A 12799-nucleotide genomic window follows, 5' to 3' on the forward strand; every position below is an offset into this window, starting at 1 on the left:
CGTGCTGGCCATGGAACATTCCATGTCGCTTCCGGCACGGCGCGCTTCCCTTTCCCGCCCTATGACTTTGACTGCGTTCGTCTTGACGCTTTGCTCCACCGCGGAGCTGCGCTATGGAACGCGCCGAACTGCGTCGGCTGATACCGGCGCGACGTCTCTGAGGGAAAACGAATGACATCCTATGTTCTGACCGTAGCCTGCAAATCGACCCGCGGCATCGTCGCCGCGATTTCCGGTTATCTGGCGGAGAAAGGCTGCAATATCGTCGACAGTTCGCAGTTCGACGACCTCGAGACCGGCAAGTTCTTCATGCGCGTCTCCTTCATCTCGGAAGAGGGCGCCTCCCTTGAAGCCATTACCGACGGGTTCCGGCCGGTGGCGGAAAAATTCGGCATGGAAGCGGATATCTACCCGGACGGCCAACGCATGAAGACGCTGCTGATGGTGTCGCGTTTCGGCCATTGCCTCAACGACCTGCTCTATCGCTGGAAGATCGGCGCGCTGCCGATCGACATCGTCGGTGTCGTGTCCAACCATTTCGATTATCAGAAAGTTGTCGTCAATCACGACATCCCCTTCCACCACATCAAGGTGACGAAGGAGAACAAGCCGAAGGCCGAAGCCCAGCTCATGGAGCTGGTCGAGACAACAGGCACGGAACTCGTCGTGCTCGCCCGCTACATGCAGGTTCTTTCCGATGACCTGTGCCGCAAAATGTCGGGCAAGATCATCAACATCCACCACTCCTTCCTACCAAGCTTCAAGGGCGCGAACCCCTACAAGCAGGCCTATGAGCGCGGCGTGAAGCTGATCGGCGCGACAGCGCATTATGTGACAGCCGATCTCGACGAAGGCCCGATCATCGAGCAGGACACGGTGCGCATCACCCACGCGCAATCAGCCGATGACTACGTTTCGCTTGGTCGCGACGTGGAAAGCCAGGTGCTTGCCCGCGCCATCCACGCCCACATCCACCACCGCACATTTATCAACGGCAACCGCACCGTGGTCTTCCCGCCAAGCCCGGGAAGCTATGCTTCCGAGCGGATGGGGTGAAATCGGGATACACCTGATAAAGCCGGCGGAATTATTTTCGCCGGCCAGCAACCCAGCATCTCCAGTAACCGTTTCTTCGCCGTAGCCTAACAGCGAGGTCATTCACATGAAAAAGCTCGTCATTACCGGCGTCGCGTTGCTCATCGCGGCGGGGTCCGGTTTCGCCCAGCAGCCGCCCCCACCGCCGCCGGGACCGGCGGATGCCAGTCAAAGCACCGATGCTCCACCACCGCCTCCTCCTCCCGGCCCTGGCGGCCCCAAGGAAGCAGGCTGGCGCGGCGGCCCGCATGGCAAGAGAATGCCGCCACCGCCCTCCAAGGCGGCGCATTTCAGGATCGAAGACGGCGAACGCAAGATCGACGTCAAATGTGCCGACGACGAGCCGATGAAGGCCTGCGCCGACATCATGATGCAGATCATCGACAAGATGAACGAATAGGGCCGGCAGGTCCTGCACTGAGGCGGCGCAGCAGCGCCGCTTCAGGGAAACACCACCCGCGCTCTCAGCCCACGCCCACCCGCACCATCCTCCAGCATCAGCCGCCCGCCGAACAGCCCGGCGATCTCCTCGATGATCGCAAGGCCGAGGCCCGCGCCGGGGGCCGCGTTTTCTTCGCCGCGGGCGAAGCGCTGGCGCACCATGGCGCGTTTTTCAGGCGGGATGCCTGGGCCGTTATCTTCCACTTCCAGCCAGACGACGCCCGTCTCCCTGCCCACGCGGACGGTGACTTCCGCGCCGCGACCGGCATAATTGATGGCGTTGGAAACGAGGTTGCCGATCAACTCGCCGATCAAGAGCGGTTCGGCGAGAATGGTCGCCTCGACCTCGCCTTCGAAACCGAGATCGATACCCGCCTCAGCGGCCCGCGGCACGAAATCGGCCGTCACGTTCTGCGCCACAGCCACGAGGTCTATCGCGGAAAAATCATGTTTCTCGCTGGAGCCGGCAGCATCGATATTGGCCATGCGCAGAAGCTGGGCAAGGATATGCTCGGCATGGGCGACCGATGCCCCACCCTTCAGCGCCGCCGCCTGCGCTTCCTCAAGGCTGGCGGCGCGGGCGGAAAGAGCCAGCTGGGTGCTGATGATGGCAAGCGGCGTGCGCAGCTGGTGGCTGGCATTTCCGGTGAAATGCCTGAGCGCATCAAGCGCCGATTGCAGCCGCACCATGAAGGAGTTGACCGTCTCCACCAGATTTTCCACCTCGACAGGCACGGATTGGCGGATGGGGTGCAGATCGTTCGGGCTGCGCTCGGCAATGGCTTCACTGAGCCGGTAAAGCGGGCGCAGCGAAATCGTCACCGCGATCCAGACGATGATCGCCGCCCCGACGATCATAAAAAGCAGGCGCAGCGCCGAGCGCAGGATGATTGCCTGCGCCAGCTGGCTGCGGGCAATGGTGGTTTCGGCAACCGTGACGGAAAAGGGCACGGAATTGATGCCGGTGGAAGCGAAACGCCTGATGGCAGCGATGCGGATCGGTTCATCGCGAAACACGGCATCGCGATAGGCGGGCGTATCACCCTTCGGGTTCTCCACCGTCGGCAGGTTCTGATAGCCGGTGAGGAATTGCCCGTTCGGCCCGTCGACACGGTAAAACACCCGATCCTGGGCAGCCGATGTCAGCATTTCCAGCGCCACATAGGGAATGTCCACTTCCAGCGAACCGTCCTCGGCCACCACCACCCGCTCGGCAATGGCGAGCGCGGAACCGGAAAGCACCCGGTCTGAAACCACATTGGCGGTGTTGACCGCCTCGCGCCATGTATCGGTCAGCGCAACGCAGCCGATGATGGCAGTGGAGATGAGGAGCCAGCCTAGAAGTCGCCGCCTGAGCGAATAGGCGGCCTGTATCATTCAGCCATCTCCGGCAGCTTTTCGAGATAATAACCGATGCCGCGCGCCGTCTTCACCGTCAGCCCGTGCGGCGCGAGCCGCTTTCGCAGGCGGCTGACATATTGCTCGATGGCATTTGCGGAAATATCGTCGTCGAAACCTGTCAGTGACTGCACGATCGCCTCTTTGGCGACAACCTTGCCCGCCCGCATGAACAGCACCTCCAGCAGAGCCACTTCGCGCGCCGGAATATCGAGCGGGCGACCGTCCGCCGAAAAGGTGCGGGAATTAAGATCGAACAGCACCTTGCCGAAACTCAGCGCCGAAGAGCGCAGCCCCGCATTGCGGCGCAGAAGCACCCGCACCCTCGCCTCGAATTCGGTGATATCGAAGGGCTTGATCATGTAATCGTCGGCACCGAGATCGAGCCCCTTGACCTTTTCTTCCGGCGTGCCGCGCGCCGTCAGGATCAGCACTGCCGCTTTGTCCTGGCGCGAACGCATGGAGCGCAGCACCTCGATGCCATCCATTTCCGGCAGGTTGAGATCGAGAATGACCAGATCGAAACTTTCCGCCGTAATTGCCGCATCGGCGGAGGCGCCATCAGAAACCACGTCCACCGCATAACCGCTGCCGCGCAGAAGCGCCGAAAGCCCTTCCGACAGCACCTGATTGTCCTCGACCAGCAAAATACGCAAATCTTCCTCCTGCAACATTGCCGAGTTTAACCAGACCCTTACCGCTTGTGAATGGCCAGCGCCTGCGGCATGATCTTTTCCATGCGTATCTGCCTTCTTCTCTGTCTCTGTCTCTGCATGGCCTCGCCTGCGCTTGCCCAGGCCGTCGTTTTTCCGGCTCCCTCCGGCAAGGCGGATGCGCAGACACTGGTGGTCTATTCCTCGCTCGACGAACCGCTGGCGACCCCGATGATCGAGGGTTTCCAGAAGGCCAATCCCGATATTGCCGTCCATTATGAGGATATGCTGACCGGCGAAATCTACGACCGTATCGTGAAAGAAACCGACGCCGGCAAGAAGACCGCCGATTTCGCCTTTTCCTCGGCCATGGACCTGCAGGTGAAGCTGAGCAATGACGGTTATGCCCAGCGGTCGGATCTCGCCATGAGCGCCCGCTGGCCCGCCTGGGCGAACTGGCGCAACACCGCCTATGCGCTGACCTTCGAGCCGGCGGTTTTTGTCTATCACAAGCCAAGCTTCACCACCGAAAAGCCGCCCGCCACCCGCGCCGAATTTGTCGATTATCTCGAACGTCACGCCAAAGAGGTGCATGGCCGTATCGCGACCTATGACATCGAACGCTCCGGCGTCGGCTTCCTGTTCATGTCACGCGACCAGGAGCAGTTCGGCGATATATGGAGCGTCATCAAGGCCATGGGTGCCGCGGGTGTGAAGGTTTATTCCACCTCCTCGGCCATTCTGGAGCGCGTCTCCGACGGCCGCTTCGTGATGGGTTACAATATTCTCGGCTCCTACGCGGCAGACTGGGCCTCACGCCACCCGGATGTCGGCATCGTTCTGCCGAAGGATTATACCGTCGTGATGTCGCGCATCGGGCTGGTGCCGGAAGCCGCAGCCAATCCTGAACTCGGCCGCCGCTACCTCGAATTCTTCATGTCCAAGGAAGGTCAGACGATCATGGCCCGGCAATTGCAAATCCCCGCCGTCAGCCCGGAAGTGGCGGGCGAAAACACGGCGAACACCATGCAGGCCATCCACGGTGCGCAATTGCGGCCGGTCCCGGTCAGCCCCGGCCTGATGGTCTATCTGGATCAGGTCAAGCGCACCCGCCTCATCGAGCGTTGGAACGAGGCGCTGCGGTCGCAGTAGGTTTGAGCGCCCCACCATCCCTCAGTCCTGTGCCTGTCACAGAAATGAGGGTGAAGCAGGCTTCAAAGGCGCAAAACAAAGCCGTCCACACGCCACAGTGGACGTCCGGCACAAATTAATAGAGAGTAAATGCGCAAGGACTTGCGTTGCGTCAGTTAGATGACAGCTTTTTGTGATGCTCTGCAATCCTTCTTCATTCCGTGGAGGCGGAAGAAGATGCGGGAGGAAATCTTGAGGATTGCCAAGGCCCAGCGTTGAGTACTCAGCGTCGGCACAGATGCGCCCTGAAGCCCTTCCGCATAAACGAGAAACGACGCCCAAAAAGGGCATCCTGAGGAGGGTTTTCTACGTGAAACATTTTCTTATCGGCACATTTCTGGCGGGCATGATCGCGCTTCCGGCGGCTGCGGCAGATTACACCGTCATCGCACCGGCCAATCCCGGCGGCGGCTGGGACCAGACCGCGCGCTCGCTGCAGAGCGTGCTGCAGGAAGAAGGCATTTCCAAGAGCGTTCAGGTGCAGAACGTACCGGGCGCCGGCGGCACCATCGGTCTTGCGCAATTCGCCAGCCAGCAGAAGGGTAACCCGCACGCCCTCATCGTCGGCGGTTACGTCATGGTCGGCGCGATCCTCACCAACAATGCGCCCGTGACGCTGAAGGAAGTGACCCCGATCGCACGCCTGACCGGCGAATATGAAGCGATCGTCGTTCCGGCATCCTCGCCGCTGAAGACCATCGGCGATCTCATCGACCAGCTGAAGAAAGACCCGGGCAGCGTTTCCTGGGGCGGCGGCTCTGCCGGCGGCACCGACCATATCGCCGTTGGCCTGATTGCCAAGGCAGCCGGCGTCGATCCGACCAAGATCAACTACATCGCCTATTCCGGCGGCGGCGAAGCACTTGCCTCGATCCTCGGTTCGCAGGTCACCGCTGGCGTTTCCGGCTATGGCGAATTCGAAGGCCAGGTCAAGGCCGGCACGCTGCGCCTTCTCGCCGTCACGAGCGAAAACCGTCTTGAGGGCGTCGACGCGCCGACGCTGAAGGAAAGCGGTCTTGATGTCGTCGTGCAGAACTGGCGCATGGTTGCGGCAGCCCCCGGCATTTCCGCCGATCAGGAAAAGGCCATCAACGCCGACGTCGAAAAGCTGGTGAAATCCGCCAAGTGGCAGGAAACCCTGAAGACCAAGGGCTGGATGGATACCTATCTCGCCGGTGACGCCTTCAAGGAACAGCTTGCCAAGGACACCGCCGCCACCGAAACCATCCTCAAAGACATCGGACTGGTAAAATGAGCCAGGGTTCCAACCCTTCGCATGATCAAAAGCGTCGCCCCGACTGGGCGGCGCTGGTCATCGCCGTCGCCCTCGTCGCTGTTGCCAGCGTCATCTTCTGGGATAGCGCCCGCCTTGCCAGCGTCACCGGTTACTCGCCGGTTGGCCCGGCCACCGTGCCTTACGCGATTGCCTTCTGTCTTGTCGGACTGGCGATCTGGACGGCCGTCGAGGCCTGGCGCGGGGATTTTCCCGAGCGTGACAGGCAGGAAATCGCTCCGGTCGTGTGGGTCATTGCCGGCCTTGCCGCCCAGATGCTGCTGCTGACAGTTGCCGGCTTTTCCATTGCCACCGGTCTGCTGTTCGCCTTCACGGCACGCGCTTTCGGCAAACGCAAGCTCTGGTTCTCGATACCGGTCGGCATTGTGCTGAGTTTTGCCATCTGGACCGTTTTTGCCCAGCTGCTGCAGCTTTCGCTGCCCGCCGGACCTCTGGAACGGCTGTTCTTCTGACAGCCATTCCAACCATATTCGAGATCACAGGAACCGCCGGCGCGCACTGACGCCAAGCCAGCCGTTCCGCCCGCCCTTCCGCTCGACAGGGGGACATCTGTCCATGAGTACCTTTGAATTCCTGCTGCACGGTCTTGAGGTTGCTGCCCAACCCATGAACCTGCTCTACGCGCTGATCGGCGTGACGCTCGGCACCGCCGTCGGCGTTCTGCCCGGCATCGGCCCCGCCTTGACCGTCGCGCTGCTACTGCCCGTCACTTACCGGCTCGATGCTGCCGGTTCGCTCATCATGTTCGCCGGCATCTATTATGGCGGCATGTATGGCGGTTCGACCACCTCCATCCTGCTCAACACGCCGGGCGAAAGCGCCTCGATCGTGACCGCGCTAGAAGGCAACAAGATGGCCCGCAAGGGCAGAGGCGGCCCGGCGCTTGCCACCGCCGCCATCGGCTCCTTCGTGGCCGGCCTCATCGCCACCATCGCGCTCGCCTTCGTCGCGCCCTACATCGTCAAGCTGGCGCTGGTCTTCGGTCCGCGCGAATATTTCGCACTGATGGTGCTGGCTTTCGTCACCGTTTCCTCCGCCTTCGGGGATTCGGCGCTGCGCGGTCTCACCTCGCTGTTCATCGGTTTTGCGCTGGCCATCGTCGGCATCGACCAGCTGACCGGCCAGACCCGCATGAGCTTCGGCATTCCCGACCTGCTCGACGGCGTGGAAGTCACAACGCTTGCGGTCGCCATGTTCGCCATCGGCGAAACCCTGTTCATCGTGGCGCAGGGCCAGAGCGGCGACGACAAGGTCGAAGCCGTCAAGGGTTCGGTCTGGATGAGCGCGCAGGATTGGGCGCGTTCGTGGAAGGCGTGGCTGCGCGGCACCCTGATCGGCTTCCCGATTGGCGCGATGCCTGCCGGCGGCGCCGAAATCGGCACGTTCCTGTCCTATGCCACCGAAAAGAAGCTGACCAAATATCCGGAAGAATTCGGCAACGGCGCGATTGAAGGCGTTGCGGGTCCGGAAGCGGCGAACAACGCCTCGGCCGCCGGTACGCTGGTGCCGCTCCTGACGCTCGGCCTGCCGACGACGGCAACAGCGGCCATCATGCTCGCCGGTTTCCAGCAGTTCGGCCTGCAGCCCGGGCCCCTGCTGTTTGCCACCAATCCGCAGCTGGTCTGGGGCCTGATCGCCAGCCTCTTCATCGCCAACCTGATGCTCTTGGTACTCAACCTGCCGCTCGTTGGCCTGTGGGTAAAGCTGCTGACCATTCCGAAGCCCTGGCTTTACGCCGGCATCCTGCTGTTCGCAACGCTCGGCACCATCGGCGCCAACCCGTCGGTGTTCGAACTCGGCATGCTGCTCGCCTTCGGCATCCTCGGCTACATCATGCGCATCTTCGGTTATCCGATCGCGCCTGCGGTTGTCGGCCTCATCCTTGGCCCGCTCGCCGAACAGCAGCTTCGCCGCGCACTGGCCATCGGCCAGGGCGACCCGACCGTGCTGTTCACCTCGCCGATTGCCGTTGGCCTGTTCATCGTCGCGGCAGCCGCCTTCATCATTCCGCTCATCATGCGTATCCGCGGCCGTGGCGAGGTGCTGACGCAGCTTGCCGCCAACGAGGATTGAGAACCAAAGAACCTCCCAAGGCAACTGGCCCCGTATCTCCGGATACGGGGCTTTTTTTGTGGAACGTTATGGATTGCGGCGAGGTTGGGGGCGGCATAGATTTTATGAAACCCTCTGAGGAACCCTGTCATGCGCAGCCTTGCAATCCTGACCATCCTTGCTTTAACCGGTTGCACTACCGCCGCCCCCGATGTGGAACCCATTCCCGGCAGTATCACCTATGGCGGGCAGCCCCGTACCAAACTGACAAAGTCCCCCGTCGGCAGTACGCTCAGCAACGAATTCGTGATGGGCGACGGAAGGCTGGCGATCGAGACTTACCGGGTGCAGCCGGACCGATCGTTGAAACTGGAGAGGCGCGAAATCGTCGGCGACTGGCCACCGGATTGACAGCGGCTGTCACGTTGGTCGTGATGGGTAAAACAGACGGGTAAAAGGCACCGACCAAAGTGACGCCGGCCTTTCCTTCCCCTCAACGTCACCTCGGACTTGATCCGATCACCACCAACGCAGTGGGATACTCGGGTCAAGCCCGAGCATGACGGGGAAGAGGTTCGAGCAGATGTTTCATCTGCCCCCGCATTTCCCGCTCACGGCAATTCAGAACCATTCTAAAACATAATTTTGATTTCCGCCCGCCTTGCCAATAAAGCTGATAACGGACATCAAGTTAACCGGACGGAAAGCTTTCCGCCGGTCCGGAACCATTCGCAAGGGACATATTCGTGGCCATCAACTTCACCTTCCCCGTTCGGCTGCTGGCGGCAGCGGCCTTCAGTCTTGGCGCGATGACCGCAAGCGCCGAGGAAATGACGATCAAGCACGCCCAGGGCGAGACCGTGCTGAAAGCCGCGCCGAAAAAGGTTCTGGTTCTTGATGTTCCCTCGCTCGACAATCTCGATGCACTTGGCGTCGAACCGACGGGCGTCGTCGGCTCCAACCTGCCGACCTATCTGCAGAAATATGCCGACGGGAAATATCTGAAGGTCGGCACGCTGTTTGAGCCCGATTACGAGGCGATCAATGCGGCAGAGGCCGATCTCGTCATCGTTGGCGGCCGTTCGCGGGCAAAATATCCGGATGTTGCCAAGATCACACCGGCCATCGACATGTCGGTGGATTCCAAGGAATTCATCGGCAGCGTGAAAGCCAACATCGCCAAGCTTGGCGATATCTTCGGCAAGCAGGAAGAAGCCAAGAAGCTCGATGCCGCCATCGATGAAAAGGTGGCGAAGCTGAAAGAGATCGCCCCCAATTCCGGAACGGCGATGATCCTCGTCACCAATGCCGGCAAGGTCGGCGTTTATGGCCCAGGCTCGCGCACCGGCTGGCTGCACACCGAAATCGGCTTCAAGCCGGTCGCAGCCGACATCGACGACCGCTTCGACCGCGGCGACGTCGTCTCCTTCGAATATCTGGCCGAGGTCAACCCCGAATGGCTGTTCGTGATCGACCGCGATGCCGGCATCGGCCGCGCCACCGATCCCGGCAAGGCGGCCGCGCAGGTGCTGGATAACGAACTGGTCCACCAGACCAACGCCTGGAAGAAAAAGCAGATCGTTTACCTCGACCCGCAGGCGGCCTATATCGTCAGCAGCGGTTATACGGCGCTCACCACCCTGCTCGATCAGGTCTACAAGGCTGTCTCCGACAAGAAATCGTAAAAGCCTCTAGGCATGCGCTTCTGAAGGCTGCTCCATACTCGACGTCATCCTCGGCCTTGACCCGAGGATCCATCGCGCGTCAGGTTGTGGATCCTCGGGTCAAGCCAGAAGATGACCAAGGAGAGGTCGGACACCTGTTTCGGCAGCCTGCCAGGTTACGGGGAGCTTTTACCATTTACGAAAAACCGCCAACGTGAAATCCCTGTCTCTCATCCTTGTCCTGTTGCTAGCCCTGGTGCTCGCCATCACCAGCCTGTTCGTCGGCGTAAGCAACGTTTCGCTCGCAACGCTTTTCGCACCCGACACGAGTGCAGACGCGCTGCGGGTGCTGCTCGTCAGCCGTATTCCGCGCACGCTCGCGCTGATGCTTGCGGGAAGCTCGATGGCGATTGCCGGCCTCATCATGCAGATGCTGGTGCGAAACCGCTTCGTGGAACCTTCCACGGCAGGCACGACGGAATCCGCCGGCCTCGGCCTGCTCGCCGTCACCCTTTTGGCACCGGATACACCGATCTTCGGCAAGATGCTGGTGGCAGCAGCTTTTGCCCTCGCCGGCACCGCGCTGTTCCTGCGCATCCTGCGGCAGGTGCCGCTGCGCGACGTGCTGCTGGTGCCGCTGATCGGCATCATGCTTGGCGGCGTCATTTCCGCCGTCACCACCTTCTTCGCCTATCGCTTCGATCTGCTGCAATCGCTCGGGGCATGGATGACGGGGGATTTTTCCGGCGTACTGCGCGGCCGTTATGAGTTGCTGTGGATCGGTTTTCTCTTCGCCATCGCCGCCTATCTCGCCGCCGACCGCTTCACCGTGGCGGGCATGGGCCGCGACTTCACCACCAATCTCGGCCTCAATTATCGCCGGGTAATGGCGCTCGGCCTCACCATCGTTTCGCTGGTCAGCGCTGTCGTGGTGGTGACGGTGGGCATGATCCCCTTCCTGGGCCTCATCGTGCCGAATGTCGTGAGCCTGATGATCGGCGACAATATGCGCCGCTCGGTGCCGTGGGTGGCGACGCTCGGCGCGGTATTTGTGCTCTCCTGCGACATCATCGGCCGGACGGTGCGCGCGCCTTACGAAATACCCATTGGAACCGTGGTCGGCGTCATCGGCAGCGCGCTGTTCCTCTATATCCTGCTGCGGAAACGCAACCATGCGTGAGAGAAACCCTGACAGGCGCGCAAAAATCGTTCTGCTTGTGCTTGCCGCACTGGCGCTCATTTCCATGACCGCCTTCATGACGCTCGGCGCCAGGGGAAGCTGGAATTTCGTGCTGCCGTTTCGCGGCATCAAGCTCCTGTCGCTTTTGCTGGTGGCCTACGCCATCGCCGTTTCCACCGTGCTGTTCCAGACGGTCACCAACAACCGTATCCTCACCCCTTCGGTCATGGGTTTCGATTCACTCTACGTGCTGTTGCAGACCGGGCTGATTTTCGTCTTCGGCTCGGCAACAGTCGTGATGATCGATCCTCAACTGAAATTTCTGGTGGAAACCGGGCTGCTCGTCGCCTTTTCCGCCCTGCTCTATCGCTGGCTTTTTGTCGGAGCGGAACGCAGCCTGCATCTCCTCGTCCTGGTCGGTATCGTCTTCGGCGTGTTTTTCCGCAGCCTCTCGGGCTTCATGCAGCGGGTCCTCGATCCGAACGAATACACGGTGCTGCAGGATGTGCTTTTCGCCAGTTTCAATTCCATCGATCCGACGCTGCTCACTGTTTCCGCCATCATCATCGGCGTGGTGACCATTATCGGGCTGCGCCTGATGCACACGCTCGACGTGCTCTCGCTCGGCCGCGCGACGGCCATCAGCCTCGGGGTCGAATACAAGCACACCGTGACCGTCATCCTCGTGCTGGTCTCCGTACTTGTCGCCGTCTCCACTGCACTCGTCGGCCCGGTCATGTTCTTCGGCCTGCTGGTCGCGGCCCTCGCCCATTATCTCACCGGCAACGGCAAACACGCCTATGTGCTGCCGGCGGCGATCCTCATCGCCGTGATCTGTCTCGTCGGCGGTCAGGTGGTGCTGGAGCGGGTTTTCGCCTTCGATACGGCGCTCTCCATCATCATCGAATTTCTGGGCGGCATCGTCTTTATCGGTCTCATTCTGAAACGAGGTGCGCGATGATCATCGCCAGTCAGATCAGCAAATCCTATGGTGACAGCGTCGTCATCGACGGCGTCTCGGTTTCCATCCCGGCAGGCGGCGTCACCTCCATCATCGGGCCGAACGGCGCGGGTAAATCCACGCTCCTGTCCATCGTCGCAAGGCTGATGTCCATGGATACGGGAACCGTCACGATCGACGGGCTGGATGTCACGAAAACCCCCTCCGATACGCTGGCGAAGCGGCTCTCCATCCTGCGGCAGGACAATCACATCTCCTCGCGCCTGACCGTGCGCGACCTTGTCGGCTTCGGCCGCTACCCCTACTCCAAGGGCCGCCCCACCATCGAGGACAAGGCCCATATCGACCGGGCGCTTGAATATCTGCACCTTGAAAATCTGGCCGACCGGTTTCTGGACGAACTGTCCGGCGGCCAGCGCCAGCGCGCCTTCGTGGCCATGGTGCTGTGCCAGGATACGGATTATGTGCTGCTTGACGAGCCGCTCAACAACCTCGACATGAAACACGCCTCCAGCATGATGAAAATCATGCGCAAGGCGGCCGACGAGCTGAAGAAGACCGTGGTTCTGGTTCTGCACGACATCAACTTCGCCTCCTGGTATTCCGACACCATCATCGCCATGCGCGAGGGCCGCATCTGTCATCAGGGTCCTGCGGAAGAGATCATCCGCCCCGATATTCTCAAGGAAATCTATGACATGCCGATCAGCGTCAGTGAGATAGACGGCCGGCGCATCTGCCTGTTTTACGAATGACATGATGATTGTGCAGGATTTTTGCTGTCCCGTCGCCTAACATGGAACAGGGCCACAGGCCCGGACGTTAATCGACGGACTTTTCCAAAGCGGCATTCCGTCCGCAACTTCAGGA

General features: G+C 61.0%; 13 protein-coding genes. 11 read left to right on the forward strand and 2 right to left on the reverse strand.

What is annotated here, in order from left to right; all coding sequences use genetic code 11:
* Positions 1-171 precede the first annotated feature (171 nt).
* A complete protein-coding gene (gene purU, locus ACZ47E_RS10370; protein ID WP_006700424.1) occupies positions 172-1056 on the forward strand; it encodes a formyltetrahydrofolate deformylase in 885 nt (294 codons plus the stop codon).
* 106 nt (positions 1057-1162) lie between these two features.
* A complete protein-coding gene (locus tag ACZ47E_RS10375) occupies positions 1163-1495 on the forward strand; it encodes a hypothetical protein (protein ID WP_077987250.1) in 333 nt (110 codons plus the stop codon).
* Positions 1496-1536: 41 nt separating this feature from the next.
* Here the strand turns inward: ACZ47E_RS10375 and ACZ47E_RS10380 are convergent, their stop codons facing one another.
* Together ACZ47E_RS10380 and ACZ47E_RS10385 are read right to left on the reverse strand one after the other, a co-directional pair.
* Complete coding sequence (locus ACZ47E_RS10380) at positions 1537-2913, reverse strand: sensor histidine kinase (protein ID WP_278066995.1); 1377 nt, start codon at positions 2911-2913, stop codon at positions 1537-1539.
* On the reverse strand, positions 2910-3590 hold the full coding sequence (locus tag ACZ47E_RS10385; protein ID WP_004443444.1) for a response regulator: 681 nt from the start codon (positions 3588-3590) through the stop codon (positions 2910-2912). The genes ACZ47E_RS10380 and ACZ47E_RS10385 overlap by 4 nt, the downstream gene beginning before the upstream one ends.
* An 81-nt stretch (positions 3591-3671) precedes the next feature.
* Between ACZ47E_RS10385 and ACZ47E_RS10390 the strand changes: the two genes are divergently transcribed.
* The 9 genes from ACZ47E_RS10390 (at position 3672) to ACZ47E_RS10430 (ending at position 12684) form a co-directional block, all read left to right on the forward strand.
* Complete coding sequence (locus tag ACZ47E_RS10390; RefSeq protein WP_006700422.1) at positions 3672-4739, forward strand: ABC transporter substrate-binding protein; 1068 nt, start codon at positions 3672-3674, stop codon at positions 4737-4739.
* 385 nt (positions 4740-5124) lie between these two features.
* Positions 5125-6033 (forward strand): Bug family tripartite tricarboxylate transporter substrate binding protein, encoded by a 909-nt coding sequence (locus tag ACZ47E_RS10395; protein ID WP_153776944.1) that lies wholly within the window; start codon positions 5125-5127, stop codon positions 6031-6033.
* Positions 6030-6524: a tripartite tricarboxylate transporter TctB family protein gene (locus tag ACZ47E_RS10400; RefSeq protein ID WP_006700420.1), complete on the forward strand. Its 495-nt coding sequence runs from the start codon at positions 6030-6032 to the stop codon at positions 6522-6524. Before ACZ47E_RS10395 ends, ACZ47E_RS10400 begins: the two co-directional genes overlap by 4 nt.
* Positions 6525-6627: 103 nt before the next feature.
* On the forward strand, positions 6628-8145 hold the full coding sequence (locus ACZ47E_RS10405; protein WP_004443452.1) for a tripartite tricarboxylate transporter permease: 1518 nt from the start codon (positions 6628-6630) through the stop codon (positions 8143-8145).
* 129 nt (positions 8146-8274) lie between these two features.
* A complete protein-coding gene (locus ACZ47E_RS10410; protein ID WP_004443453.1) occupies positions 8275-8535 on the forward strand; it encodes a hypothetical protein in 261 nt (86 codons plus the stop codon).
* A gap of 335 nt (positions 8536-8870) precedes the next feature.
* Positions 8871-9809, forward strand: coding sequence for a siderophore ABC transporter substrate-binding protein (locus ACZ47E_RS10415; protein WP_004443455.1), 939 nt, complete (start codon positions 8871-8873; stop codon positions 9807-9809).
* A 193-nt stretch (positions 9810-10002) separates the two neighbouring features.
* Complete coding sequence (locus ACZ47E_RS10420) at positions 10003-10968, forward strand: ABC transporter permease (protein WP_278066996.1); 966 nt, start codon at positions 10003-10005, stop codon at positions 10966-10968.
* Positions 10961-11929 (forward strand): iron chelate uptake ABC transporter family permease subunit, encoded by a 969-nt coding sequence (locus tag ACZ47E_RS10425; RefSeq protein ID WP_278066997.1) that lies wholly within the window; start codon positions 10961-10963, stop codon positions 11927-11929. Before ACZ47E_RS10420 ends, ACZ47E_RS10425 begins: the two co-directional genes overlap by 8 nt.
* Positions 11926-12684 carry an iron ABC transporter ATP-binding protein gene (locus ACZ47E_RS10430; RefSeq protein ID WP_278066998.1) on the forward strand — a complete coding sequence of 253 codons (759 nt, stop codon included), beginning with the start codon at positions 11926-11928 and terminating at the stop codon, positions 12682-12684. Before ACZ47E_RS10425 ends, ACZ47E_RS10430 begins: the two co-directional genes overlap by 4 nt.
* The last annotated feature ends 115 nt before the right edge of the window (positions 12685-12799 follow it).

Source organism: Agrobacterium sp. 5Ca39 (assembly GCF_055382365.1).